Source organism: Listeria monocytogenes ATCC 19117, assembly GCF_000307025.1.
GTDB lineage: Bacteria > Bacillota > Bacilli > Lactobacillales > Listeriaceae > Listeria > Listeria monocytogenes_B.
This window is the reverse complement of sequence record NC_018584.1, coordinates 1,755,293-1,781,764: the sequence shown is the minus strand read 5'-3', so window position 1 is coordinate 1,781,764 and position 26,472 is coordinate 1,755,293. Positions and strand designations below refer to the sequence as shown.

Genomic DNA, 26,472 nt, shown 5'->3' with positions numbered 1-26,472 from the left:
TCACGTGGTAGGAATTAAAGATATCGCGAAAAAGGCAGGGGTTTCCATTTCAACAGTATCCTACGCGCTTAATGGCAGCCCGAAAGTGACCGAAAAAACGCGAAAACGAATTATGACCATCGCAAATGAATTGAATTATATTCCCAATATGGCAGCACGAACGTTAAAAACAAGAGAAACAAAAATTATCGGCGTCTATTTAACGAATTACGGCGGGATTTTTTACGGGACTTTACTGGAAGGTTTAACGCAAACGCTATATAAACATGGATATGAACTCATCGCTTGCAGTGGCACGAAAACACACCGATTTTTACCCGAGAAAATGATTGATGGCGCTATTATTTTAGATGCGAATTTCCCGTCTAGCGAAATCATTAATTATGCTAATCGTGGTCATAAATTAGTGGTGCTTGACCGCGAACTCACCCATGAGAACGTGAGCCAAGTCCTTCTAGATAATAAAGGCGGCGCAACGCTAGCAATTGATTATTTATCTACTAATTTTAAAGGTGATTTCTATGTCATTACCGGTCCAGAAGATTCTTATGATGCAAGAGTCAGGCTCGAAACCGCGAAACAAGAACTCGCTCGGTCAGGTGACAAAAAGGTGCATATTATTGAAGGAGACTTTTCCGAAGAAAGTGGCGAAAAAGCAGCAGCCATTATCACGGAAAACTGGAAGGCGCCTGTTTCTGTATTTGCCCTAAATGATAACATGGCTATTGGGATGTATCGTTATTTTGCAGGGACAGATTTGGAAATCGGCAAAGACGTACGAATTATTGGCTTTGATAATACGGATATAAGTGAGTATTTGGTTCCACGTCTTGCTACTATCGAATACTCGAAGTACAAATGGGGCGCAGTTGCCGCAGATAAACTAGTGGAACTCCTTGAAGGTGGAAAAGCTGAAAACGAAATAATCTATACTACTAGAATCAGTGGGCCATCTGTTTCAAACAATTAGTACGCTTTTTTCCTTATTTTAAGGTATACTTAAGATAAAATGAAGGGAGCTGTTGGCTAATGAAACTTGGAATTATGGGAACGAACTGGATTACGGATTCTTTTATTGAAGGTGCTATTAATTCAGGTGAATGGAATCTTACTGCGGTATATTCGCGCACAGAAGAAAAAGCACGCGCATTTGGAGAAAAATATGGGGACTTGACTTATTTCACGGATATAGAAGAAATGGGCAAATCAGATGCACTTGATGCGGTCTACATTGCTTCTCCTAATGCGCTCCATTATCAACATGCGGTTAGCTTACTGAAAAATAAAAAACATGTTATCGTAGAAAAACCGATTTTTTCTACCGTAGCCGAATTAGAGCATGCGCATCAAATTGCTCGCGAAAACAATGTCTTTTTATTTGAAGCAGCGCGCCACATTCAAGAGCCAAACTTCAAACGCCTACAAGAAAACATCGAAAAAGTAGGTACTATTCACGGTGCAACACTAGCGTATATGAAGTATTCTTCCAGATACGATCAAGTTTTAAACGGTGAAGAACCAAACATCTTCTCCTTGAAATTTTCTGGCGGATCCATCGTTGACTTAGGTGTCTATCCATTATATTCAGCGATTACACTATTCGGTGAACCCATAAAAGCAACTTATTTTGCCACTAAATTACCAACTGGTGTAGACGGACTTGGACCAATAATTCTCGAATACCCAACATTCAATATTACTATCATTCAAGGGAAAAACTCACAGTCCTTCCTGCCAAGCGAAATTTATGGTCAAAAAGGAACACTAATTGTCGATCCACTTACTGGAATTGAAAAGATTACTTTTTACGACAACGCAACAAAAGAAGAAACAGAGCTTGCTGGTCCAGTTGTAGCCAATGATATGCAATTTGAAGCAGCAGAGTTTGCTAGAATTATCGAACAAAGCGACCGAGATACATATGAATACTTAGCAGACCTAAGCTTGAAAGTATTACGTGTCTCCAACGAACTTCGTCACCAAAATGACATTTGGTTTGACGCAGAAAAATAATTTTGAAGAGCTAGGAAAAGGCTACCATGCTGATTCCTAGTTTTTTTGTGCTTGACAATAAATGAAATCCAAGTGTACTATTTACTTAATACACTAGTTTCGTTTAAAAAGGAGGTAATAATGAATCCGACCTTTCATGCAGATAAACCAATCTATAGTCAAATCTCTGACTGGATGAAAAAACAAATGATTACAGGTGAATGGAAAGGGGAGGATAAGTTGCCTTCTGTTCGGGAAATGGGCGTAAAGCTTGCAGTAAATCCTAATACCGTTAGCCGTGCTTATCAAGAATTAGAACGAGCGGGTTATATTTATGCAAAACGAGGGATGGGATCATTCGTCACTTCCGACAAAGCACTTTTCGACCAATTAAAAAAAGAGTTAGCTGATGAAATTTCAGAACGCTTTTTGGAAGAAGCGAGGAGCATCGGTTTAGATGACCAAGCAGCAATTGAATTACTAATAAAAAGGAGCCGCAACTATGAATGAAAACCTGATTACAATTACGGGATTAACGAAAAAATATCGAAAAAGAAAACCGTTAAATGATATTAACTTATCTCTTCAAAAAGGCAAGATCATCGGGCTTCTTGGTCCTAATGGCGCGGGAAAAACAACTTTGTTAAATGCAATTTCAGGTCTACTTAAACCAACATCTGGGACAATAAACCTAGCTGAGCACAGCAGAATAGCCTATTTACCGAGTGAAGATATTTTACCTAATATGGTTATCCGCGACTATTTTCAAATTTATCGTAGCTTTTTTCCGGATTTTGACCATGAAAAAGCAAAACAAATGATCCATACATTTGGAATCAACGTAAAAGAAAACACCAAATATTTATCCAAGGGCAATGCTGCAAAAGTAATGTTGGCCCTTATTTTATGCCGAGATGTAGACCTTTATTTGCTGGATGAACCATTTTCAGAAATTGATTTGATTTCACGTGATGACCTAATTAAAAGCATCGCGACTTTTCTTAAAGAAGATGCAACACTTGTTGTCACAACGCACTTAATTCAAGATATGGAAATGATGTTTGATGAAATTATCTTTTTGAAACGGGGTAAAATAATCGAACAAATAGACACAGAAACACTTCGGGAAGAATATGGGAAATCAGTGGTGGATTACTATCGGGAGGTATTTGGGCATGCTTAAAGCACACTGGAAATTAGAATGGAACGCACATCGTTACATATTTTTTGCTACTTTTGTTGGTTGGCTGATTTGTTTACTAATTGGACTTTTTTCTAAATTAGGAAATGGCTTATTAGAGCCGCTTGTGATGGAGTCAGACATAGACGGAGTTGTATTCGGGTCTGGCGATGGTGTTTTCATAGCTTTAATAGGCTTCGTTGGTGCCAGTTGGTTACTTATTTGGTTGCTTTTATTTATGGCAGCAGCTCGATCTGGAATTTACGACGAAAACCGCTATTTGTTTTTTCAAACAGAAACACCTATTTGGAAAATACTATTGAATAAATTAATCATCGTCTTAATCGAAACGGCTATTCTAACGGCGGGGGTTATTGTGATTATAATTAGCTTGGCGATAATAGGTGGCGCGGAGATTTCTTTTTCAGTAGGACTAACTATCATTTTTGACACTTTTTTAGCGATAGGACTTAATACTTTTTCTTTCGTCTGTATCCTTTTTCTAGCAACAGCTTTGAGTATGGTGCCAGTCAATGGTTTCCGTGTTGGTTTTATTGGCGCATTAATCTACTTTGTACTAATTAATGCAATTCAAGTATCCATCGGAACAAATTTTTTATCTAAAAGTAGCTCAGAAATCCATTTTTATTATTCCCTTTTTTCAAGTGTTCATTTTAATTTTATCCAGATGGGTTTTAATCTTTTGATGGCTCTTGTTTACTTTTTTCTAGCAACAAAAATTCTAAATAAAAGTGCAGACTTGCAGTAAGCATGGTATGATACAGAGAAGAACTAATAAAGGAGTCGGGTCATGACAGAATCAAATATCCCAAGCTTTTGGGCGGAAAAATGGCAAGAACATGGTTATGAAACGCCAACAGAAATTCAAAGCGCAATGTACCAACCAATCAAAGACGGTGCAGATGTACTTGCAGTATCACCAACTGGAACGGGGAAAACGGTGGCTTATGCACTGCCAACCCTTGAAAAAATAGAGGCAATTCCAAAAACACAATGGCTTGTTTTAGCGCCATCACATGAATTAGTTATGCAAATCACGGAAGTAATTCGTTCGTGGTTGCCAAGTGATGAACTCACAGTAATCTCTTTAATCGGAGGAGCCAATGTCAAACGCCAAATCGAAAAATTAAAGAAAAAACCACAAATTATCGTAGCCTCTCCAGGGCGTGCACTTGAACTAATCAAACAAAAGAAAATTAAAATGCATGAAATTAAAACGATTACGTTGGACGAATGCGACCAATTACTTCGCCAAGAAAATTTTAAAAGCACACTTGAGATTGTTGAAAGTGCTGTTCGCGATCGCCAATTGACACTTGTATCTGCGACAAAATTAGAAAATCCGGACATGTTTTTTGCACAAACAGAAAACACACCAGTAATGCTAGAGGTAACAGCAAAACCAGAAGAATTAACGAATGTGGAACACCTATACATGGATGTGGAATCACGTGATAAAGCTACTTTACTGCGCCGTATTTCGCATATTAAAGACATGCGCGGCTTAGTTTTCGTAAAAGACAAACCACGAATGGAAATTTTGCTAGAAAAACTTCATTACGATAAAGTAAAAGCAGCTGGAATTCACGGCGAAATTCGCAAAGAAAAACGCAAAAAATATCTGGACGACTTTAAAAAAGGCACGTTGACTTATTTAATCGTGACAGATGTAGCGGCTCGTGGGCTAGACATAGAAGATTTACCTTACGTGATTCACTATGACTTAGCAGCAAGTGAAAAAGAGTACACGCACCGTTCTGGACGGACTGGACGAATGGGTAAATCAGGTACGGTTATTACTTTCGCTAACCCACGTGAAATAAGAACATTAAAACAATATTTAACTATCCACAACTTAAAAGGGAAGCAGGTTCGCTTTTATCAAGGGAAGCTTCTTGACGGCGCTGTTCCAGAAAACAAAATTGCCAAAAAAGCATCTAGACCACCAAAAAAAGTTCAAAAAGGTAAAAAAGATGACGTGAAGAAACCATTCCGTAAAGACAAACCAACGGAAACTGCTGGAAAACGTAAAGATAAACCAACTAACGCGTCTAAACCGACACGTAATAATAAACCAAATAAATTTAACAAAAAACCAACTAATTTCAAAAGATCTTAAGATGCGTTGAATGTTTTTCTCTCTTGATAGATAGGAAAGCATTCGCGCTTTTTTTAGTTAATTTTTATCGTTGCGAGGATGCTGTTTAAAAAGGTATAATGGAAACATAGAGTTTCAAAAAGGAGTAGAGTAGATGTCTAGTAGAAAAGAAGAAGTCCTCCAACTTCTAAACGAAAAAGAAGAAAAAGTATCTGCTGCAGATGTCGCAGAATTGCTTCAAATGGACAGAGCAAACGCTAGTCGTTATCTAAATGATCTTTTTAAAGAGAAAAGAATAGACAAACTTCCTGGGAAACCGGTATTTTATCAAGCCATTAAAAAAGCGGAAAGAGCTAGCCAACATGCGGGAAATATACAAGAGTCTGCTTTTGGAAGATTGATAGGTTCAGAAGATAGTTTAAAAGTAAGTATTCAACAAGCCAAAGCCGCCATTCTATACCCGCCAAACGGGCTGCACAGCTTAATTCTAGGACGGACGGGTACAGGGAAATCACTCTTTGCTGAATGTATGTATCAATTTGCGAAAGAATCGGAAACTATCCCGGCCGATGCGCCGTTTGTTTCGTTTAACTGTGCCGACTATGCACAAAATCCACAACTTTTATTTGGTCACATTTTTGGGGTAATTAAAGGAGCATATACAGGGGCAGAAGAAACGCGCGAAGGTTTGCTAAAAAAAGCAGATGGCGGGATTTTATTCCTTGATGAAATCCACCGCTTGCCTCCAGAAGGTCAAGAAATGCTCTTTACTTTTATTGATAAAGGGGAATTTCGTCCACTAGGTGAAAGCGCGAATGTCCACCATGCACAAGTCCAAATTATTGGAGCGACAACAGAATCACCAGATAATTTTTTATTAGAAACATTCACAAGACGTATTCCGATGACAATTACCTTACCATCCCTTGCAGAAAGAAATCTGGAAGAGCGTTATCAATTAGTGGAGTTTTTCTTGAACCAAGAAGCTACAAGACTTCACCAATCCATACGTGTACACAGAAAAGCGCTGATTGCTTTTTTACTTTATCATGCAAGTGCTAACGTCGGTCAATTGCAAAGAGACTTAAAACTAGCCTGTGCCAAAGCATTTTTACATTATAAAACCAAAACGGCTAATTATATATTAATCGAACAAGATGACTTGCCTATCCACGTTCAAAAAGGTTTACTCCACTTAAAAGACGAACCAGAAAAATTAAATCGTTTGATTGACGTGAACAAAGCCATTTTTAAATTTGTTGATACGAGTGATGAATTTGTTGAAACAGAAGATGTTCATGATGTTTACCATGCCATCCAAGAAAAAGCAGATCAATTAATGAAAGAAGGGAAGGACCAAAGCGAGTTAGAAGAAGCACTTTATGTTGATGTAGATCAATATTTCCACAACTACATGGTCCAGTTACCAACCCACCAAACTGCCAAAGAAATTATTGCGCCTGCTGTTTGGGAATTAACAGAAAAAGTATATGCCATGGCAGAAGAAAAACTAAATCGCAAATACAACGAAAAAATGAAATTTGCTTTTTCTTTACATTTACAAAGTACCATCGAACGAGTACGGGAACAAAAGCATATCATTCATCCTGATTTAAATAATATTCGCAAAAAATATCCAAAAGAGTTCCAAGTAGCTATTGATTTATCCGCACTGATTGAACAAGAATTAAGCATTGAAATTCCTTTTGACGAAATTGGGTTTTTAACGATGTTCCTGACAGAGGAAGTAGTAGATACGTCACTTTCTCAAGAAAATCAAGTCGAAGTTATTGTGATGATGCATGGCCGTTCAACTGCTACGAGTATGGTGGAGACGGTACAGGAATTACTGAGCATTGAAAGCGGGATTGCTCTTGATATGCCGCTCACTGTTGAAGTAAAAGCGATGTATGAAAAATTAAAACAAACGGTCATTAAGTTAAATCCTGTCAAAGGCGTTCTAATCCTTTCTGATATGGGTTCCCTCACTTCTTTCGGCAACATGCTGACCGAAGAACTGGGAATCCGTACAAAAACCGTTACGATGGTAAGTACACCAGTTGTACTGGAAGCGATGCGGAAAGCTTCACTTGGTCGTGGTTTAGAAGATATTTATCAAAGCTGTGAGCAATTATTTGAAAATAAATATAAAGCACATGTCTTACGCGCTAAACCTGTGAAAAATGCGGTTATCTTCACTTGTTTTACTGGAGAAGGAGTAGCCGAACAGTTGCGTAAAGTCGTAGCACCAATTATTGATGAAACAAAAATTGAAATTATTGTATTACAATTCTTGCATAAAGAAGCTTTTCGGGAGCGAATCGATCAACTCATGGAAGAATATAATATTCTAGCCATCATGGGATCAGTAGCCTTTGAATATCGCGATATCCCATTCTTTAGCGCACTGGAAGTTCTATCAGAAGGTGGGTTAGGGATTGTTTCTAGAATATTAAATGATGAAGTACCTTACGAAAAATTAATCGCTTCATTAGAAGGAAATTTACAAGCAGTAAGCTCTGCTGAACAACTGGTTTACTTTTTACGAAAAGTAATTTCAGAATTGCAATTGCAACTTAATGTTATACTTGAGTCAGGTGTGGACATTGGTATGATTCTACACTTAGCTTTCCTCATCGAACGCGTGAAATTAGGCGCTGTCGACCGGGAATTCCCAGATTTAAATGAATTTGCCAAAAATCATATGGTGGAAATGCAAATTACACAACAAATGATGGAAAACGTAGAAATTGAGTATGATATCGTAATACCGCAATCAGAAATCGCATATTTAACACAGATGATGCTCTCAAACCAGGTGGAAGAAAATTAAGAAAAAGGAATCTGCCAAGTGTGTATTGTCTTACACACTTGGCTTTTTTACTTGTGTAAGCGAAAAACTTTGTAGGCAAGCAACAAATTAGAAGAAAAGTTGGCACATATCTTGCATATTATATATACGTGCAGCTTTTCAAACTAGGAGGTTAAGTTAATGAATAACATCATGTTAGTTTGTTCGGCCGGTATGTCCACAAGTCTGCTCGTAAAAAAAATGACAGAAGCTATCGAAAAACAACAAGTGGATGCTGCTGTAATAGCAGTTGCAGAAGCTGATTTCGACAAGTATAAAGGCAACGTAGATGTTGTTTTACTCGCACCACAAGTTCGGTTTTTAGAGAAGAATTTGAAGCGAGTACTGGATCCATTAGGTATTCCAGTTGCGATCATTAATGGAATTGACTATGGAACAATGGACGGCGAAAAAGTGCTAAATGATGCACTAGCAATGATTGAGAAATAATCTCGAGTTCGAGACTGCTTGAAGAGGAATTAAACATAAGTTCGATAAATGAAAAAGGATGTGTAAACAATGGAATTAGAACAAACAATTATGCAATTAATCGTACACGGGGGAAACGCTAAAAGTGACGCAATGCTAGCAATCGAAGCGGCAAAAAAAGGGGATTTTGACGCGGCAGATGAGCAAATCAAAAGTGCAGAAGCAGCACTACTTGAAGCGCATCATTCACAAACTTCATTAATTCAAGGGGAAGCACGCGGCGAAAAAGCAGAAGTATCTTTACTACTAGTTCACGCACAAGATCACTTAATGAATGCTATTACTTTTAAAGATTTAGCAAAAGAAATTGTTGATTTATACCGTTCTAAATAAGCTTTTGAAGGGATGATTTAAATGAGAAAATTAGGAATATCCGTATTTCCGCAACACGTAGCGCTTGAAGAATCATTAGAATATATTGAAACAGCTGCAAAATATGGTTTTAGCCGTATCTTCACTTGCTTGATTTCTGCTAATGACGAAGCGGAATTTGCTAAATTAGAAACAATTTGCAAACGCGCTAAAGAACTAGGATTTGATGTTATTGCTGATGTTGATCCGACTGTATTTGAATCGCTAAATATCACTTATAAAGAATTAGATCGTTTCAAAGAACTTGGACTAGCTGGCCTTCGTCTTGATCTAGGCTTCTCCGGTTCCGAAGAGGCAGCAATGTCCTTTGATGATACGGACTTAAAAATCGAGCTAAACATTAGTAATGGTACTCGCTACGTTGAAAATATCCTATCTTACCAAGCAAACGTAGGAAATATTATTGGTTGTCACAACTTTTATCCAAGAAAATACACCGGTCTTTCCAGAGAACATTTCTTACGTACGAGTAAACAATTCAAAGACTTAAACCTACGTACAGCTGCTTTCGTTTCTTCTAACAGCGGCGAATTTGGCCCTTGGTTTGTTGTAGACGGCGGACTTCCAACAATGGAAGAACATCGCGGAGTGGACATTACTGTGCAAGCAAAAGACCTTTGGAACACTGGCCTGATTGATGACGTCATCGTTGGGAACATGTTCGCTTCAGAAGACGAATTACGCGCTTTAAGCGAATTAAACCGTAATGAATTACAATTAGCAGTAGAGTTTTTAGACGGTGCAACAGACGTGGAAAAAGAAATCGTTTTAACACAAAAACATTTCAATCGTGGCGATGCTTCCGAGTATGTGTTACGTTCAACAATGACGCGTGTTAATTTCAAACAATTCGATTTCCCTGCACATGATACAAATACCATTTCAAAAGGCGATGTGACTATCGATAACGACGGCTACGAACGCTACAAAGGCGAAATGCAAGTAGCACTTCAAGAAATGGAAAACTCCGGCAACACAAATATCGTTGCTCGAATTGTTCCAGAAGAACGTTATCTACTAGACACCATTCTACCGTGGCAACATTTTAGATTGGTTGAGAAGAAGAAATAATAAAAATTACAAGTTAAAAAACGTCTGCAATCCATTTTTCAATGTTGATTGCAGACGTTTTATTTTGTCGAAAATTAATATGTTGCTTGATTTATTCTTTACATTTCCCAATCAACCCATACAAAAACAACTGCACTATCTCCGCTTGTTTCTCCTCAAGTTCTTCCTCTGGGACTGTGAAACCTAAACCATTAATTGCTTCAATAAAAAGTTGAATAGATTGATCCGAAAGACGGTTATCAATAATTTTTTCTTGCTTGCCGATAGCGATGTATTTCATATAAATCTCATTTTTAAGTGCATTAATATTATTCACTAACAGCGTGATAAATTGCGCGTCTTTGCTTGCTTCTTGCGATATAAATTTACTTAAAGACAGATTTATTTCTGCATTACAGAGCTTGAGAGCCCGCTCTAATTTTTGCGTGAATGTTCCTTCTGATGCTAAAATTTCTTCCGCTAAAGTTATGGTATCTTGCATAATAATGCTAGCACATTCACCAACAAGCGCTTCTTTACTTCCAAAATAATTATAAATAGACACTTGCGAAACATCTGCGAGGGCGGCAATATCTTTAATACTTACATCAGAAAAACCTTGTTCTCCAAATAATGAAAGAGCTGCCTGAATAATTGCAGTCTTCTTTTTTAGCGTTCTTTTTTCATAATTATTCATATCCTAAACACTTCCCTAAGCTAATCTTATCTTTAGTAATAATATAACATAGAAACTTTTAATTTGAAATATTAACTAATAAATTTCAAAAGTTATTGACTTGCAAGTTAAGATTATTATACAATTGTTTTGAAATATAGTTAAAATTATTTCAAAACTAAACACCCATGAAAGGACTTTAATTATGATGAAAATAACAAAAAGAAAGAAAATAACACTAATCATTTTGGGAGGTATCATCGGTTTGAGTTTTATTTTATATAAACCATTAATTAACTATTTAAGCGAACAAGCGGCGAATCCGCGTGGGATTATTGGTGAAATCACTACGAAAATATGGTCATCCTATTTTGAAGATTTGAGTAAGTGGACAATTAGTAATACTGAACTAAGCAATGTTACACAGGTATTAGATATTGGTTATGGTGGGGGCTCCAATGTTAAAAACCTAGCGGAGCTAAATAAAAATTGGACTATTTACGGAGTGGATATTTCTGAAGAATCTTATAAAACAGCCACAAATTTGAATAAAAAAGCAATCAATAATGGCAAAGTAGAGCTATCTGTACAAGATGTTGCATCGATGAATTATCAAGCAGGTATTTTCGATGTAGTTTATGCTATACAAACCCATATGTATTGGGATAATCCTAAAAAAGGGTTTGAAGAAATCTATCGGGTAATGTCACAAAAAGGTGTTTTAATAGTGTCGTCTGAAAAAGATAAAATTGATTATCATATGGACGAATATAAAACAACTGCCACTCTAACAGTACTCTTAAAAGAAATTGGCTTTAGAGAAGTAGTGGAGAAAGAAAAGGGAAATTGGGTTTTGTATACAATCAGAAAATAATTGCGAGTTATATTATCTTTTGAAATATCTGTTACAATGAATAAAACTCTCTAATACAGAGTCCAATTTTATACATCATGAGGTGAAAACATGATAAAGCTATACAAAAAAGAACAAAATCAAATCTTGTATGCTAAGTACTGGATAAATAATGATAAGGCAATTGTGCACTTCGGTAAAATTGGTAAAGTAGGACAGAAAGAAGAAACCAGCAACTATCTGGAAAAATACAAGAGCAAAGCTGCGTTCCATGAGGCGTTTATTAATCGATTTGTCCCACAAAGTTATAGCGAAAATCCTCCAAATGAAAATTTCTGGATATTAATTCAATATCCGCTCAAAAGTTTAACAAGAACAAAACGTGATATTTGGCTGAAAGATCGAGTAACAGATGTTTTAAATGACGATTTGGGGTGGAAAGGTTTAGGGATTGTAGATGGTTTTGACATAGGTCAAACCGCGAATCCTAACAAGCAATTTGCTTTAAATATATTTTGTGTCGTTGTTGATGAAGAAATAGGTATTAAAGTGATTAAATCAGCTCTAAGAAATAATAATTGTGATTATACTAGAGTAAAAATTGCTTCCAGAACATTTTCGGATGATGCTGAATATACGTTGAATTTTTCAGCGAAGAAAAAAGATGTAACTTTTTATGTATGAATAAAGTTTTGAAATAAGAACGATAAAAAATCCGAAAGTCTTGATTTATCAAGTGCTTTCGGATTTTTCTGAGCGCCCATACGCGGAATCGAACCACGAACTAGCCCTTAGGAGGGGCTTGTTATATCCGTTTAACTATATGGGCTTATTATAAAATTATCTGACTCCAGAAAGCCAGACACCAGAAATAAGTTTACCAGAAATAAGGGGTTTCAGCAAGATAAAGAAGCATCTGGCTGCAAGGGTTACCATGCGACCAGATGCTTAATACAATTAATTTTTAGCTAATTTATCTGCAAAAACGAGGGATCTACCTGTGCCAATTGCAACGGATTCCAAAGGACTTGGAGCCATATGTACAGGGACATCTATTTCTTGTACAAGCCAGTCGCGGAAACCTTGAAGTAGGGAGCCGCCACCACTTAAAATAATGCCGCGATCGACAATATCACCACTTAATTCTGGTGGGCAAAGTTCAAGCGTATTCCGAATAGCTTCTAATATACGTTGTAATGTTTCAGCTAAAGCGCTTTGGATTTCCGTAGAGCTTACTTGGATTGTTTTTGGTAAGCCAGTAAGCAAATCGCGACCACGGATATCCGCAGTTTGTGTTACGTGTTCGATCGGCGCATAACCAAGCTCCATTTTAATTCGTTCTGCTGTTGTTTGACCGATTAAAAGGTTGTAATTTTTGCGGATGTATTGAATGATTTCTTCATCCATATGATCGCCACCTGTGCGAATCGAAGTGCTTGAAACCACACCGCCGTATGAAATAATCGCAATCTCACTTGTGCCGCCACCAATATCTACAATTACGTTAGCGACAGGCTCAGCGACAGGTAAATCAGCACCAATTGCAGCTGCAACAGGTTCTTCAATTAAAACGACTGAACGAGCACCAGTTGATCTTACCGCGTCTGAAATAGCGCGACGCTCGACTGACGTTGCACCAGTTGGGGTACAAACGACCACATTGGGCTTTCTCACACCACTAACTGAAATCCGGCGCATAATCTCGCGCAAAAGTCCGCTCGTTAAATCAAAATCAGCAATAACACCGTCCTTCATTGGTCTTACAGCAGAAATCGAAGTCGGCGTTTTACCAATCATCTCTTTTGCTTCCTGGCCAATCGCAAGTACCGTTCCATCATTCGTATTTAGCGCGACCACAGAAGGTTCATTCAGTATAATGCCTTTTTCTTTACTGTAAACTAAAATATTCGCAGTACCTAAATCAATTCCAATAGTTGTTGTTCCAAACATTCTCACACCTAACTTTCTATTAAAAATAGCGAGTAAATTCTAGGTGTACAACTAACAGTATAGACTTTTTTCACCATATAAGCATTATTTAAACATGGATGAAATGAAAAGGTAATTTAAAATGGCGATATGACAGGTGTTTTCGGTGTTTCGTAAATAAATCGTAAAAAAAGTAATCAAACAAAAACGACTATCCAGAGTAGATAGCCGTTTTTTATTAGGAAACTTGCCGCTGTTTTTCAAATTCTGAATACATATAGTAATAAATGAGCCCGCTAATGAGCGCTAAAATACCAATAATAGTAAATGTCCCAGTATAGCCAATTAAAGTCGAAAGTGTAATCGCAAGTGGAGCAATGACTTTACCCAGCGTATAACGAAGTCCAGCAGCAGAGAAGTACATCGCCCGTTTATCCTCTGGAGCTAACTGTGAAACAAAGGTTTGTTGCAAGCCAACAGTCATCAGTTCCGCGAAGCTAAAGAGAATAATGGCACAAATCGCTCCCCACGGTCCTGTCGAAATACCAAATAAGAAAATCGCAATCGCATAGAGAAAAGAAGAATTCATAAAGACAAATTTTTCTCTAAAATGGCTCATCCAGCGAGTGACAACGACAGTAAGCGCTGCAACAAAGAAGCCATTAATAGAAACAATAACCCCGAACAATTGCTCACCTGTAAAATGAAACGCGAACAAGTTAGAGGCACCGATAACTTCTTTAATATAGAGTGGGAAAAGTAAATCCAGTTGCATAAACGACTGAGAAACAATAATCCCGGCAACAATATAAAGAAAGAAAATCTTGTCTTTAAAAATAATCTTATAGTTTTTTAGCTGTTCCATTAAAACAGCACCAATACTTTTTCGAACCGCTTCTTTTTGTAAATCAGGATTAACTAAAAGAGGGGCTGTTTCGTGACCAAATTTTTGCAATAAAAATAGTAATAATAAATCCGCACAAACAATTGCAAGTAGTGTTTCTGTCGTGAAATTATAAAATAAAACCGAACCAAGAATGGGGCCAATAACGACCGCAATATTAATCATCATATAGAACACCGAATAAATATGCGTCCGATGCTCAGGAGGAACCACATCGGCAATCATCGCTTGACTTGCTGGCTGATAAAACGCCATAAAAACACTCGCAATCGCGAAACCAGCAAAACTCAAGTAAGGAGAATCCACAACATGAAGTGCACCTATTGCAAAAACAAGAAAACCAAATCCTTCTCCAATGACAGAAATACTCATCATCCGTTTACGACCAAAGTTATCCGCAAAATAACCGCCAAGCAAAGCTGTGAAAACCGCCAAAACTTGCGAAATAATCAGCAAAAGGCTCGTCAGCTCGCGCCCAATACTTTCCGAAAAGTAAATCGTTAGAAAGGGGAAGACCATCCAAAAAGAAATATCGAGTAGTGCTTCCCCAAAAAGCCTTACTTTTAAATTGATGTCCCATGTACTAAATTTCATCCAATGCACCTCGCTCTCTTTTGTAAAAAATAAACAAACGAAAACCCTTGAAAGCCAAAAGCTACAAGGGTTTTACGCAAAAGGCATAAGTTTTAAAAAAGGATTAGAACGCCCAGTCGCCTTTACGGAAAACAGGAACAACTTCACCAGATTCGGTTACACCATCAATGTCCATTTCAGAAGAACCAATCATGAAATCAACGTGTGTTAAACTATTGTTCACACCAGCTGCTTCTAACTCTTCACGAGACATTTCTTCGCCACCTTTAACATTAAATGCATACGCACTACCAATTGCTAAGTGGTTAGAAGCATTCTCATCAAATAGTGTATTGTAGAATAAAATGCCGGATTGGGAAATAGGGGAAGGGTCTGGAACTAGCGCCACTTCACCTAAATAGTGGGAGCCTTCATCAGTCGCGATTAAATCTTTCAAAATTTCTTCGCCGGATGCTGCTTCTACACCTACAATACGACCTTTTTCGAAAGTGATTTTGAAGTCATCGATAATATTTCCTGCATAACTAAGTGGTTTCGTACTAGAAACATAACCTTCCACTTTTAGTTTATCCGCACAACAGAATACTTCTTCTGTTGGCATATTGGCCATAAATTCATGTCCTTTTTTATTCTTACTGCCAGCGCCAACCCAAAGATGGTTTTTTGGAAGACCAATTGTAAGGTCTGTTCCAGGAGCCGTATAATGTAAAGAAGTAAATTGTTTTTCATTTAAACTTTCTGCTTTTGCAGCAAGTGTTTGATCGTGATTTTTCCAAGTTTCTACCGGGTTTTCTGTATTGATACGAGTTGTTTCAAAAATAGCTTCCCAAAGTGTTTCCATTTGTTCTGCTGGAGTTAAATCTGGGAATACTTTTGCTGCCCATCCTTGTGAAGCTGCTGCAACAACTGTCCAACTTACAACATTTGCTTGCATTAACTCGCGAAACTCGCTCATTGCACCACCCATTGTTTTCTGGAATGTCGCAATTTTGTTGCTATCCACTCCGTTTAGTAAATCCGGATCTTCGGAAGTGATGGAGATAAAACAAGCGCCTTCTTTGGCAAGTTCTGTTTTTTCTGCAACACGGTGAACCGGAGCACTTTCAAAAACGCGTAGTGGAGCATTTTTGTAACGTAATGCGCCTAATTCTTCATCGCGCCAATCCATAATGACATCCTCTGCACCAACTTCAAAAGCATATTTGGAAATAAGGCGAACAAGTGGAGCCGCGTCAACTGGAGCCATAATTACCACTTTCTGTTCAGGTTGGACATTTACCCCAACTTTTACAATCAATTCTGCATACTTTTCTAACTTTTCACTAAATACTGTCATAATTAATCACTCCAATCTTTTTATTCAATACGAGAATTGTATCTCAATTAATGAGGTAAAGCAACCACTACGCTACTGTTTTCGCTATTTTTAAATAAATAAAAAAGCAAGTCCGAAAAAGAGGACTTGCTTTCGAATTATCCTTTTAATACATCCACAAATGTTTTTGCGTAACTTTCTGCGCGAACAACATCTTCTTCATCTGGATCAAGGTCTACTTTAAGCCCAGCAACAGGAACGGTCGCACCTTGCTCTTTTAGACGAGTTTCAATTAAATCAACTGTTAAACAGTATTCATCATAAAAAGTATCGCCGGAACCGAAAGAAGCACAAACTTTGCCGCTAAAATCAACGTCCGCCATATCTTCATAAAAATCAACGAACTCATCAGGAAGCTGGCCATCATCGTATGTATAACCACCGATTAGAGCGCCATCATATTCTAGTAAATCTTCAGGATCAACTGAAATACATTCTTCAATTTCTACTTCGATATCGTATTTTTCTAATTCTTCACCTAAAATGTCGGCAATTTCTTGTGTATTACCAGTCATGCTGGCATAAACGATCATCACTTTTGTCATTTTGCATCACCATTTTCTGAATTTTTTATTGTTTAAAATGGCACAAACCAGCCCACCATTTTTTAACTGATACATTCTATTATAAATGTCTTCAGAAAAACTGCAACCTTTTTTCCAGATTACTTTATTTATAAGGGGTTTCGAGCTATAATAGTAAATAGTGGAAATTTTAGGAGGGAATGAAAAGATGATCACACTCAAATCAAGACGCGAAATCGATGAGATGAAAGCAGCAGGGAAAATCCTTGCCGATACGCATAAAGAACTTAAAAAAATTATTAAACCAGGTATTACTAGCTGGGATTTAGAAGTATTTACAGAAGAATTTTTACGTAAAAATGGCGCGACTCCAGAGCAAAAAGGCTTTGAAGGTTATGAATATGCTATTTGTGCAAGTATTAATGACGAAATTTGTCATGGCTTCCCGCGCAAACAAAAGCTTAACCAAGGCGATATTATTACAGTAGATATGGTCGTGAATTATCGCGGTGCACTTGCTGATTCTGCTTGGACTTATGCCGTAGGTGAAGTGCCAGATGATGTGAAACATTTAATGGATGTAACGCATAAAGCACTTTATTTAGGGATTGAACAAGCACAAGTTGGCGCACGAGTTGGCGATATTGGTCATGCTATTCAAACATACGTAGAATCTGAAAATCTTGCTGTTGTACGTGAGTTTATTGGTCACGGCGTTGGACCAACTTTACATGAAAAACCAGATATCCCTCATTACGGTACAGCTGGCAAAGGACCTCGCTTGAAAGAAGGCATGGTAATTACAGTGGAACCAATGGTCAATATGGGTGCTTGGAAAGCCAAAATGGACGATAATGGCTGGACTGCTAGAACTGTTGATGGCTCTTTGTCTGCGCAATATGAACATACTTTTGCAATCACAAAAGATGGTCCAGAAATTTTAACGTATCAAGGCGAAAACGATTAATTAAACTATTTAGCCAGATGCATTTAGAACAGAATGCAAGTAAAAGCACAAGTTTCACACAGCTGCTTTTAGTTTGCCGTTTTTTTCTAGGCATCTGGCTTTATTTTTAGAGGCGGTGACATACAATGGGAGAAAAAATGGCTATCTGGCGAACAAAAAAGCCAGCAACAAAACAAAAAATCGTGTCGGACCTACAAGAATCGGGTATTAAAAAGGGAGATACGATTATTTTTCATGCCTCCATGTCAAAAGCACACTGGATTTGCGGTGGTCCAGTTACCGTTATTTTGGCATTGCAAGAACTGGTTGGTGAATCAGGCAATATAGTAATGCCGGCTCAAACAGGTCAATTAAGTGATCCTGCAAAGTGGGAAAATCCGCCAGTTCCTGAAAGTTGGTGGAAAATAATTCGCAGAGAAACACCGCCATTTGATCCGCTTGTAACACCAACTCGTGGAATGGGTGTCATTGCCGAAACATTTCGTACTATGCCAGATGTTGAACGAAGTTTTCATCCATACCATTCGTTTTGTGCTTGGGGAAAAGATAAAAAACAAATTCTTGCCAACCAGCCACTTGCGAAAAGCATGGGAGATGAATCGCCGCTAGGGAAAATGTATCAACTTGATGCGAAAATTATCTTGTTCGGGGTAGATAATAATAACAATACATCGCTTCATTTAGCGGAAGAACGCTCCAATGTATTTCCGCTCATCGAAAACCAGGCAGCTTTTCTAAAAAATGGCGAAATCATTTGGGAGAAGTATCAGGAAATTGATTATAATAGTGAAGTGTTTATCGCGTTAGGTCGCGCTTATGAGAAAGAACGTGACTTTCACCCAACGACGATTATCGGAGCGCCGACGAAAATTTATGATATGCGTGATTTAGTGGATTTTGGTACCGATTATTTCCAAACAAAAAACCACTAAAAAGTGGCTGGAATTTGTTTTATTTGCGAATCCGGCGTAATTCTTCTGCAAATAATTGCATCTCACGCGGGCTGAAATTGGATTTACGTTTAATTAGCTGATAAATATCGATAAGTGCGTTATAATCAACAGAGTCAAGCTCCAGATTTTCAAAAACACCAACATTCACCATTTTTAGTTTCGTTGTAATTTCGGTTAACATAAAATTCAAGTTTTCCTGTGAAGGGGTTTCAAGATTCATCTTTTTGCTCCTTTCAAGCTAATAGACAAAATTTTACCATAGTAGAAGAAAAACTTCCAGACGAATGACTAGAACAGGGGGCCTTATCAGTGTGGAAAAAAGTAGTTAAATATACAAAGAAAAACGGGATTGTTCAAATTGGCCAAACAGTAAGTGCGAGAGTAGGTCGAAATGATGTTTCAGGAAATGCAGCACAGTTAGCTTATTATATGCTGTTTTCGATTTTTCCAATGCTCTTAATCGCGGCAACATTACTTGCCTATCTTCATATTGATAAAGATTCCGTTTTTAATATGATTAAAGAATTCGCGCCAGACCAGATTATGGACTTTTTAGAAGAAAATTTAAATAACTTACTAACGCAGAAAAATGGCGGATTACTTTCTATCGGGATTATCGCGACTTTATGGTCGGCCTCGAATGGCATGAATGCGGTCATGAAATCGCTCAATAAAGCGTATGGCGTAACCAATAAGCGAAACTACGTCGTGCAACGATTATTATCGATGTTTTTCACACTCGCAATGCTTGCGACAGTAGGGGCAACCTTGCTATTACTTGTATTTGGACAACAAATAGGGATGTTTTTAATTAATCATTTGAATTTCTCGGAAGACTTTCTTAGCTTTTGGAATAATCTTCGTTGGACCGTTACACTCATCGTTATTTTTGTCGTATTTACCTTTTTATATTGGGTCGCACCAAACCGGCGCAGTACGTTGATTAGTGTTCTACCTGGAGCGCTTTTTTCAACAATCGGTTGGACAGTTGCTTCGCTAGGTTTTGCGTATTACGTAAATAATTTCGGCAACTATTCAGCAACATATGGCAGTATCGGTGTAATTATTATTTTAATGTTATGGTTTTATTTGACCGGCATTATTTTGATGATTGGCGGGGAGCTTAACGCTACACTGGCGATTCGGAAAAAGAAAAAAGAATTAGGCGAAATCAATTAAAAAAACGCTAAAACAGCAAAAAGCCTGTTTTAGCGTTTTAATTTTTCATGAATAAGTTGCATGACATAATCTGCGTCATTTGGTTGATTAATATCTATTTCGTCGATATTAATAACAAGGGTTTCACTCTTATCATAAGACTCAAACCAGCTGTCATAACGACTATGCAGATGCTTGTAATAGTCAAGTAAACCTGGATTATCAAAGGTTTGTTCATAAGGACGACCACGGAGAGCAATTCGGCTCAATACAGTGTCTAAACTTCCTCGCAAATAAATCAACAAATCAGGCGCTTTTTTCGGCATATAAGCAAGTTCTTCCATCATATTGTCGAGTAAATCAAGGTATGTATCCATCTCAGGCTCCGAAATGTTACCTTCTTCAAAATTAATTTGCGTAAAAAGCGCGTCCTCGTATATGCTCCGATCAAGCACATTATTTTGATCCGTTAACGCAGCTTTAATACTACGAAAGCGGGTATTTAAAAAATATATTTGTAAGGCAAAAGCCCATCTTTTTGGGTCTTCATAAAACATTTCAAGGATGCGGTTATCCTTAATGCTTTCATAAAATGCCTTAGTTCCGAGTTCATTTGCGATTAGCTCTGTATAGCTACTTTTCCCAGCACCAATCATTCCTGCTAAAACAATCACTTTATTTCCTACTCCTTCCATAACATGAGTAGCCTCCTTTTTTGGTCGACTATCTGTTCATTATACTACTAATTTGCTTAATAAGGAGATTTTTTGTACGATAAAAGAGAAGAAATGAGGGATAACCATGACAAAACCATTAAAGCTAGTTTATACCGAAAATGGGTTTGACACAGGAAGTTTTTTAATCGATGACAAACTGACCGAATATTCACCAGCGGATTTGATGTTAATGTCTATTGCCAGTTGTAGCGCCATTGTTTTTCGGAACATTTTAAAGAAAAAACGAGTAAACTTTACCGACTTATGGGTAGACGCCACAATGGAACGCATCCCAGAAGAAGAAAATCGTATAAGCGCGATACATCTTCATTTTAAAATAACCGGTGCTGCCTTGGATCCAAAAGCACTTGAAAAAGCATTAAAATTAACACCGAAATACTGTTCGATGGTTCGTTCTGTCGAAAAAAGCATCCTTGTCGATGAAAGTCTTGAAATCATGCCATAAACTACTGACAAGCTGCTGTTTTTTTGTTAGTATTAATGAAGACTTGGAATGATGGAGGAAAATAATGAATCAAAATCCAGTAGAAGAAGGACAAAAATTCCCGCTAACTATTCGACGCATGGGAATCAACGGGGAAGGGATCGGCTACTTTAAAAAAGCAGTTGTATTTGTACCTGGCGCAATTACCGGTGAAGAAGTAGTTGTCGAAGCGGTCAAAGTTCGCGATCGTTTCACCGAAGCAAAATTAAATAAAATTCGTAAAAAATCTCCAAACCGAGTTACCGCACCTTGCCCAGTTTACGAGGCGTGTGGTGGTTGCCAGTTGCAACATGTGGCCTATAGCGCCCAACTTGAACTAAAAAGAGATATTGTTATTCAATCAATCGAAAAACATACAAAAATCGATCCAACCAAATTAAAAATCCGCCCAACAATCGGAATGGAAGACCCATGGCGTTACCGTAATAAAAGCCAATTCCAAACAAGAATGGTAGGCAGTGGTCAAGTCGAAACAGGCCTTTTCGGTGCCAATTCTCACCAACTTGTTCCAATTGAAGATTGTATCGTCCAACAACCCGTTACCATCAAAGTAACGAATTTTGTTCGCGACTTACTAGAAAAATACGGCGTGCCAATTTATGATGAAAAAGCTGGCAGTGGTATCGTCCGAACTATCGTCGTTCGTACTGGCGTGAAAACCGGCGAAACACAGCTCGTCTTCATTACAAATAGTAAAAAGTTACCTAAAAAACGCGAAATGCTTGCAGAAATCGAAGCAGCTCTTCCGGAAGTCACTTCGATTATGCAAAACGTGAATCAAGCAAAATCCTCACTTATTTTCGGTGACGAAACGTTCCTTTTAGCAGGGAAAGAAAGCATTGAAGAGAAATTAATGGAACTAGAATTCGATCTATCTGCTCGTGCCTTTTTCCAATTAAACCCGTTCCAAACAGAGCGACTTTATCAAGAAGTCGAAAAAGCACTCGTACTAACAGGCAGTGAAACACTAGTAGATGCTTATTGCGGTGTTGGAACAATCGGCCAAGCTTTTGCCGGAAAAGTAAAAGAAGTTCGTGGTATGGATATTATTCCAGAATCCATTGAAGACGCTAAACGAAACGCCGAGAAGAATGGCATCGAAAATGTTTATTATGAAGTTGGGAAAGCAGAAGACGTATTACCAAAATGGGTAAATGAAGGTTTCCGCCCAGACGCAGTCATCGTTGACCCACCAAGAAGCGGCTGTGACCAAGGCCTAATAAAATCATTACTAGATGTGGAAGCAAAACAACTTGTTTATGTATCCTGTAATCCATCCACATTAGCACGTGACTTAGCTTTACTCGCGAAGAAATATCGCATTCGCTATATGCAACCCGTCGATATGTTCCCGCAAACAGCTCACGTGGAAACTGTAGTACTCTTGCAGTTAAAAGATAAATAAAGGACTGGTGGTACATGATTTCAGGATTAAGCCATATCACTTTAATTGTGAAAGATTTGAATAAAACAACTGCTTTCTTACAGAATATTTTTAATGCAGAAGAAATCTATTCTAGTGGCGACAAAACATTTTCGCTTTCCAAAGAAAAATTTTTTCTAATAGCTGGTTTGTGGATTTGCATTATGGAAGGAGATTCTTTACAAGAGCGAACTTACAATCATATTGCTTTCCAAATTCAATCCGAGGAAGTGGATGAATATACTGAGCGGATTAAAGCTCTCGGTGTGGAAATGAAACCAGAACGTCCCAGAGTCCAAGGTGAAGGACGTTCCATTTATTTTTATGATTTTGATAATCATCTGTTTGAATTACACGCTGGTACATTAGAAGAACGCTTAAAAAGGTATCACGAATAGAAATAACACCTAATAGGAGGAAACAAACATGAAAAAACTATTTGATGAAACGAATGAATTTGAAGCAAAGTACTACCGAAATATTTGGTACGGCTACATCGACAATGAATTCGCGCCAGAATTAAGTGATGAAATAAAACAACTCATTCAAAGCGACCTTACAGAAAAAACAGCAAATCCAATCGAAGCAACTCACTGGGTTTTTTATAGCGAAACCCAAGCAGGGGACGCAATTGGTGATAAAGTCCGCTCTTCCATTATGGTTCGCCACCGGGATAATAAGTTTGTCGTCCATTACAACGTGAGCGATTTCCAATTTGTTACTGTATTTGATGTGGCAACCGCCTTTAAAGACCAATTAGAACAAGCATTGAATGCGTAAATAAAAAATCCCGTCTATTTTTATAGACGGGATTTTCGTTCATCCAAGTTCTTTCCAGTGCCAATTACCAATATGTAAACCTTGGTTCATTTCACTAGATGTAAAACTATCGGCTCTAGCTTCTGTTTTTGCTCGTGTTAATGAAGTCGCACTTCCAAAACTATTTGCGGTTTCATAATGGTATTCTTGGTTGTTCAAACGGATAATAATGGCACGACCAGAAGGATGTTTTCCAATAAGTTTCAAGGTTTCTTCGCTCCTTTTTTCAGTCGGTTAAATCATTTTTGTGAAAGCACCGGCATTTTGATCCAAGGCAGTAGAGGCAGATTCAATTTGGCTAAAGTCTTCTAAAGATAAAATAAGCACTTCTTGGCTTTCCTCGACTTTTGCTTCGACACGTTCCGTACCACTTGAGATAGTATTAATTTCTTGCGTGATACCGTTGACACTTTTTTCCACTTCTTTAATTGCTTCTTCTACACGACTCGAAAGTTTACGAACTTCTTCCGCTACAACACTAAATCCACGTCCGGCGTCACCAGCACGTGCTGCCTCAATCGCTGCATTTAAGGCAAGTAAATTAGTCTGAGAAGCAATACCGTTAATTGTATTAATAATGCCGTGAATATTTTGGGCTTCTGTTTGCAAATCGTGAAGTGTATCGGTATTTTCATTGGATTCTTTCGTGATTGATTTCACGAGTTCAAGGAGAGCTTCACTGCGCGTTTTTCCAACACTGGAATGTTCTTTTAAATTTGTAGCCATGCTTTTTAAACCAGATGCAAAGTCATGAACCGTTTCTTCTCTTCTCGTAATATCTGTAGCGATTTTGGCTACTCCAACGACCGTATCTTCACGTATAATCGGGATATAAGTCGCTTCAAACCAAACACGTTCACCGCGTGCATTTTTTCGTTCAATTTTATTTTGAAATTTTTGCCCAGCAAGCAAATTTGTCCACATTGCTTTATAGCTTGCACTTTGGACAAGATCAGGAAAGCATAAGTCCGGGTGGGATAAAGTCAACATTTCTTCTTCTGAGTATCCCATTGCCTCCGCGAAAAGGGCATTAGCATAAGTTACTTTTTTATTAGTATCAAAACGAATTATTGCCACGTTTTGAAGTAAACCATCGAGAAGGAGAGTTGCGTCTTCTGTTTCCGCATTAACATTCATTAAAAAAACCTCCATTTTTTAGAAAAATAATATAAAAACAACCAACATCAACATAATAACACACATGTATTCGTAATGGAAAGTTTATTTTTTAATAAAATGGATATATAGAAAAATTAAGCTTAGCAGTGATACTTGCAATCACATCAGAACAATCTTATAATTTAGAAAAATGCGGGAGGGATAAGGATGCGGATTACGGGGGAACGGATTTACTTAAGACCTTTTCAAATAACAGATGCCAATCAAAAACTAGCTTTTCATTTAGCGAATAAAGCTTTTTTTGAAGGTTATTCTATGGAGCGAGACGATCGTTTTTATACGATAGAAGAACAGCAATCGCTTATTTCACGATTAGAAGATTTCGCTGCGAGTGATGTGGAGTACTATTATGGGATTTTCCTCCATGATACGGATGAACTTATTGGTACGATTAATTTATTTAGTATTTTGCGGGAATCTTTACAATCTGCGTTTATTGGTTATTTTCTGGATAAAGAGCATAATGGAAATGGTTATGCAACCGAGGCAGTGGAGTTGATAGTAGATTTTGGTTTTGACATTCTTGGCCTGCACCGAATTGAGGCAGGAGTAATGCCGAAAAATGAACGTTCCAAACAAGTCCTTTTAAAAGCTGGCTTCCATTTAGAAGGGCTCGCAGTACAAAATGTCCGCATAAATGGAAATTGGGAAGATCATCAAGTCCTAGCAATTATTAATCCTGGAGACTAAAAAAAGCCAAGTGTCGCAGTCCGCGCACTTGGCTTTTTCTATTTTTAACGTCCGTCCCCATATTCCCAGTTACGGATGGCATCATCTTCATCAAATGAAATAAGTACATCAGCAACACCGCGTAATTTTCCGATACTTTCTTCCAAACGGTCTTTAATATCGTCCACTTCAGCGAGGGTGAGCATGGGATCTAATTCCACTTCCACATCGACATGGAAAACATCGCCTTCTTTAAGAACGGTTAGAACTTGAATATCGCGCACATCAGGATCACTCATTACGAGCTGACCGACAGTTAAATGCATACTTTGATCTGATTCGCCAATAACTCCAGCCGCATTGTCCAAAAAGACTTTACCAACGACGATAAACATCATTACACCAATTAACATGGATGCAATACCTTCTGCTTGATGGAAAGGGGTAAAGTGAGAAATAATAACCGCAATCATCGCAAGAAGTCCACCACCAGTTGCAACGGAATCTTCCAAGAATACGAGTTTGGTTGCAGCTTTTGCTTTACCTAGATTTAGGATACTGTCTTTAAATAAGCGAAGTCCTTTTGATTCTAAGCCAACATCGTGCGCAATCTCATGCATTGCTTTTACTAAAACAGAAAATTCTAGCACGGTACAAAGTAGGAGCACAGTAAGGTTTATAAGGAAACCAGTGGAACTTGTTGGATGGATAATATGCGCAAAACCTTCACGAATCGTCTCAAAAGCCATTATCCCAACAACAATGACAGCGCCAAGTAGCACTAAGTTAACCATTCGCCCGAAACCATGTGGAAAGCGTTTTGTTGGCCGTTTTTTACTTAAAGCAGAGCCGATGAAAACAAAAAATTGATTTGCTGCATCTCCAAGACTATGTAACGTTTCCGCGAACATGGCGATATTTCCTGTAAAAAAATAAGTAATACCTTTAATAATAGAAACAACGGTGTTAACAAGAGCCGCTGTTAAGGCGGATTTGTTACCTTCTTTTAATAACCCTAATAATTCTTTCATCCTAGTCTCCTCCACAAATATCATTAAGAAATTGTAGCACTTTTTTTACCAAAAAGAAAATAAGAACCCCAAAGCCTTACAGAAGCTTGCAAAAATGTAAGCACAAACAAGCTTTCTTTTCATTTTTATATCTGCTAAACTGAT

At 37.8% G+C, this 26,472-nt stretch carries 30 protein-coding genes and 1 tRNA gene; 20 read left to right on the top strand and 11 right to left on the bottom strand.

Translation table 11 applies throughout. From position 1 onward, the window contains the following. Positions 1 to 4 precede the first annotated feature (4 nt). The 10 genes from LMOATCC19117_RS08840 to LMOATCC19117_RS08795 all read left to right on the top strand — a co-directional run bounded on the left by LMOATCC19117_RS08840 (position 5) and on the right by LMOATCC19117_RS08795 (position 10,074). Positions 5 to 970, top strand: a complete 966-nt coding sequence (locus LMOATCC19117_RS08840; protein ID WP_003726708.1) for a LacI family DNA-binding transcriptional regulator — start codon at positions 5 to 7, stop codon at positions 968 to 970. A 59-nt stretch (positions 971 to 1,029) separates the two neighbouring features. Beyond that, a complete protein-coding gene (locus tag LMOATCC19117_RS08835) occupies positions 1,030 to 2,013 on the top strand; it encodes a Gfo/Idh/MocA family protein (RefSeq protein WP_003726707.1) in 984 nt (327 codons plus the stop codon). A gap of 120 nt (positions 2,014 to 2,133) precedes the next feature. After that, positions 2,134 to 2,502, top strand: a complete 369-nt coding sequence (locus LMOATCC19117_RS08830) for a GntR family transcriptional regulator (protein ID WP_003734650.1) — start codon at positions 2,134 to 2,136, stop codon at positions 2,500 to 2,502. Next, a complete protein-coding gene (locus tag LMOATCC19117_RS08825; RefSeq protein ID WP_003734651.1) occupies positions 2,495 to 3,175 on the top strand; it encodes an ABC transporter ATP-binding protein in 681 nt (226 codons plus the stop codon). Before LMOATCC19117_RS08830 ends, LMOATCC19117_RS08825 begins: the two co-directional genes overlap by 8 nt. After that, a complete protein-coding gene (locus LMOATCC19117_RS08820; RefSeq protein WP_003734652.1) occupies positions 3,168 to 3,941 on the top strand; it encodes a hypothetical protein in 774 nt (257 codons plus the stop codon). Before LMOATCC19117_RS08825 ends, LMOATCC19117_RS08820 begins: the two co-directional genes overlap by 8 nt. A gap of 42 nt (positions 3,942 to 3,983) precedes the next feature. Further along, a complete protein-coding gene (locus LMOATCC19117_RS08815; protein ID WP_003734653.1) occupies positions 3,984 to 5,312 on the top strand; it encodes a DEAD/DEAH box helicase in 1,329 nt (442 codons plus the stop codon). Positions 5,313 to 5,445: 133 nt separating this feature from the next. Further along, positions 5,446 to 8,124 carry a sigma 54-interacting transcriptional regulator gene (locus LMOATCC19117_RS08810; protein ID WP_003728244.1) on the top strand — a complete coding sequence of 893 codons (2,679 nt, stop codon included), beginning with the start codon at positions 5,446 to 5,448 and terminating at the stop codon, positions 8,122 to 8,124. Between the two features lie 159 nt (positions 8,125 to 8,283). Beyond that, positions 8,284 to 8,592, top strand: a complete 309-nt coding sequence (locus tag LMOATCC19117_RS08805) for a PTS sugar transporter subunit IIB (protein WP_003726629.1) — start codon at positions 8,284 to 8,286, stop codon at positions 8,590 to 8,592. 69 nt (positions 8,593 to 8,661) lie between these two features. Then, positions 8,662 to 8,964 (top strand): PTS lactose/cellobiose transporter subunit IIA, encoded by a 303-nt coding sequence (locus LMOATCC19117_RS08800; RefSeq protein ID WP_003726628.1) that lies wholly within the window; start codon positions 8,662 to 8,664, stop codon positions 8,962 to 8,964. A gap of 21 nt (positions 8,965 to 8,985) precedes the next feature. Further along, positions 8,986 to 10,074, top strand: coding sequence for a DUF871 domain-containing protein (locus LMOATCC19117_RS08795; RefSeq protein ID WP_003731093.1), 1,089 nt, complete (start codon positions 8,986 to 8,988; stop codon positions 10,072 to 10,074). Between the two features lie 91 nt (positions 10,075 to 10,165). On the opposite strand, the gene LMOATCC19117_RS08790 is transcribed toward LMOATCC19117_RS08795, so the two are convergent. Next, positions 10,166 to 10,750 (bottom strand): TetR/AcrR family transcriptional regulator, encoded by a 585-nt coding sequence (locus LMOATCC19117_RS08790; RefSeq protein WP_003734654.1) that lies wholly within the window; start codon positions 10,748 to 10,750, stop codon positions 10,166 to 10,168. Positions 10,751 to 10,934: 184 nt separating this feature from the next. Between LMOATCC19117_RS08790 and LMOATCC19117_RS08785 the strand changes: the two genes are divergently transcribed. Continuing rightward, complete coding sequence (locus tag LMOATCC19117_RS08785; RefSeq protein ID WP_014929077.1) at positions 10,935 to 11,603, top strand: class I SAM-dependent methyltransferase; 669 nt, start codon at positions 10,935 to 10,937, stop codon at positions 11,601 to 11,603. A 90-nt stretch (positions 11,604 to 11,693) separates the two neighbouring features. Further along, a complete protein-coding gene (locus LMOATCC19117_RS08780) occupies positions 11,694 to 12,266 on the top strand; it encodes a hypothetical protein (protein ID WP_003734655.1) in 573 nt (190 codons plus the stop codon). Positions 12,267 to 12,339: 73 nt separating this feature from the next. Here LMOATCC19117_RS08780 and LMOATCC19117_RS08775 read toward each other — a convergent pair. The 5 genes from LMOATCC19117_RS08775 to LMOATCC19117_RS08755 all read right to left on the bottom strand — a co-directional run bounded on the left by LMOATCC19117_RS08775 (position 12,340) and on the right by LMOATCC19117_RS08755 (position 16,929). Then, positions 12,340 to 12,411, bottom strand: a tRNA-Arg gene (locus LMOATCC19117_RS08775). Positions 12,412 to 12,539: 128 nt separating this feature from the next. Beyond that, entirely contained in the window at positions 12,540 to 13,532 is a 993-nt protein-coding gene (gene mreBH, locus LMOATCC19117_RS08770) for a rod-share determining protein MreBH (RefSeq protein WP_003722190.1), read from the bottom strand. Positions 13,533 to 13,749: 217 nt separating this feature from the next. Continuing rightward, positions 13,750 to 15,009: an MDR family MFS transporter gene (locus LMOATCC19117_RS08765; protein WP_003728251.1), complete on the bottom strand. Its 1,260-nt coding sequence runs from the start codon at positions 15,007 to 15,009 to the stop codon at positions 13,750 to 13,752. A 103-nt stretch (positions 15,010 to 15,112) separates the two neighbouring features. After that, positions 15,113 to 16,345 carry an aminopeptidase gene (locus tag LMOATCC19117_RS08760; protein ID WP_003728252.1) on the bottom strand — a complete coding sequence of 411 codons (1,233 nt, stop codon included), beginning with the start codon at positions 16,343 to 16,345 and terminating at the stop codon, positions 15,113 to 15,115. Between the two features lie 137 nt (positions 16,346 to 16,482). After that, positions 16,483 to 16,929, bottom strand: a complete 447-nt coding sequence (locus LMOATCC19117_RS08755; protein ID WP_003728253.1) for a flavodoxin — start codon at positions 16,927 to 16,929, stop codon at positions 16,483 to 16,485. A gap of 187 nt (positions 16,930 to 17,116) precedes the next feature. On the opposite strand from LMOATCC19117_RS08755, the gene map reads away from it, so the two are divergent. Together map and LMOATCC19117_RS08745 are read left to right on the top strand one after the other, a co-directional pair. Beyond that, positions 17,117 to 17,875, top strand: coding sequence for a type I methionyl aminopeptidase (map, locus tag LMOATCC19117_RS08750; RefSeq protein WP_003728254.1), 759 nt, complete (start codon positions 17,117 to 17,119; stop codon positions 17,873 to 17,875). A 125-nt stretch (positions 17,876 to 18,000) separates the two neighbouring features. Further along, positions 18,001 to 18,807, top strand: coding sequence for an aminoglycoside N(3)-acetyltransferase (locus tag LMOATCC19117_RS08745; protein WP_003740584.1), 807 nt, complete (start codon positions 18,001 to 18,003; stop codon positions 18,805 to 18,807). Positions 18,808 to 18,826: 19 nt separating this feature from the next. Here the strand turns inward: LMOATCC19117_RS08745 and LMOATCC19117_RS08740 are convergent, their stop codons facing one another. After that, positions 18,827 to 19,048, bottom strand: a complete 222-nt coding sequence (locus tag LMOATCC19117_RS08740) for a DUF1128 domain-containing protein (RefSeq protein WP_003726640.1) — start codon at positions 19,046 to 19,048, stop codon at positions 18,827 to 18,829. An 89-nt stretch (positions 19,049 to 19,137) separates the two neighbouring features. On the opposite strand from LMOATCC19117_RS08740, the gene LMOATCC19117_RS08735 reads away from it, so the two are divergent. Continuing rightward, entirely contained in the window at positions 19,138 to 20,007 is an 870-nt protein-coding gene (locus tag LMOATCC19117_RS08735) for a YihY/virulence factor BrkB family protein (protein WP_003726639.1), read from the top strand. A 29-nt stretch (positions 20,008 to 20,036) separates the two neighbouring features. On the opposite strand, the gene LMOATCC19117_RS08730 is transcribed toward LMOATCC19117_RS08735, so the two are convergent. After that, positions 20,037 to 20,681: a deoxynucleoside kinase gene (locus LMOATCC19117_RS08730; protein ID WP_003726638.1), complete on the bottom strand. Its 645-nt coding sequence runs from the start codon at positions 20,679 to 20,681 to the stop codon at positions 20,037 to 20,039. A 106-nt stretch (positions 20,682 to 20,787) separates the two neighbouring features. Between LMOATCC19117_RS08730 and LMOATCC19117_RS08725 the strand changes: the two genes are divergently transcribed. From LMOATCC19117_RS08725 to LMOATCC19117_RS08710, 4 genes are all read left to right on the top strand, one after another. Beyond that, positions 20,788 to 21,168 carry an OsmC family protein gene (locus LMOATCC19117_RS08725; RefSeq protein ID WP_003726637.1) on the top strand — a complete coding sequence of 127 codons (381 nt, stop codon included), beginning with the start codon at positions 20,788 to 20,790 and terminating at the stop codon, positions 21,166 to 21,168. A gap of 64 nt (positions 21,169 to 21,232) precedes the next feature. Further along, a complete protein-coding gene (gene rlmD, locus LMOATCC19117_RS08720) occupies positions 21,233 to 22,612 on the top strand; it encodes a 23S rRNA (uracil(1939)-C(5))-methyltransferase RlmD (RefSeq protein ID WP_003726636.1) in 1,380 nt (459 codons plus the stop codon). A 14-nt stretch (positions 22,613 to 22,626) separates the two neighbouring features. Further along, entirely contained in the window at positions 22,627 to 23,028 is a 402-nt protein-coding gene (fosX, locus tag LMOATCC19117_RS08715) for a fosfomycin resistance hydrolase FosX (RefSeq protein WP_003726635.1), read from the top strand. 28 nt (positions 23,029 to 23,056) lie between these two features. Then, positions 23,057 to 23,410, top strand: a complete 354-nt coding sequence (locus tag LMOATCC19117_RS08710; protein ID WP_003734656.1) for a hypothetical protein — start codon at positions 23,057 to 23,059, stop codon at positions 23,408 to 23,410. Positions 23,411 to 23,449: 39 nt separating this feature from the next. Here the strand turns inward: LMOATCC19117_RS08710 and LMOATCC19117_RS08705 are convergent, their stop codons facing one another. Both LMOATCC19117_RS08705 and LMOATCC19117_RS08700 read right to left on the bottom strand, forming a co-directional pair. Next, a complete protein-coding gene (locus LMOATCC19117_RS08705; RefSeq protein ID WP_003724102.1) occupies positions 23,450 to 23,656 on the bottom strand; it encodes a hypothetical protein in 207 nt (68 codons plus the stop codon). A 27-nt stretch (positions 23,657 to 23,683) separates the two neighbouring features. Beyond that, the gene (locus tag LMOATCC19117_RS08700) at positions 23,684 to 24,586 is read right to left on the bottom strand and encodes a methyl-accepting chemotaxis protein (RefSeq protein WP_003734657.1); all 903 of its coding nucleotides are present in this window, start codon (positions 24,584 to 24,586) and stop codon (positions 23,684 to 23,686) included. Between the two features lie 189 nt (positions 24,587 to 24,775). On the opposite strand from LMOATCC19117_RS08700, the gene LMOATCC19117_RS08695 reads away from it, so the two are divergent. Continuing rightward, positions 24,776 to 25,318 (top strand): GNAT family N-acetyltransferase, encoded by a 543-nt coding sequence (locus LMOATCC19117_RS08695; RefSeq protein WP_003734658.1) that lies wholly within the window; start codon positions 24,776 to 24,778, stop codon positions 25,316 to 25,318. 44 nt (positions 25,319 to 25,362) lie between these two features. Here the strand turns inward: LMOATCC19117_RS08695 and LMOATCC19117_RS08690 are convergent, their stop codons facing one another. Next, positions 25,363 to 26,328, bottom strand: coding sequence for a cation diffusion facilitator family transporter (locus LMOATCC19117_RS08690; RefSeq protein WP_003734659.1), 966 nt, complete (start codon positions 26,326 to 26,328; stop codon positions 25,363 to 25,365). Between the last annotated feature and the right edge of the window lie 144 nt (positions 26,329 to 26,472).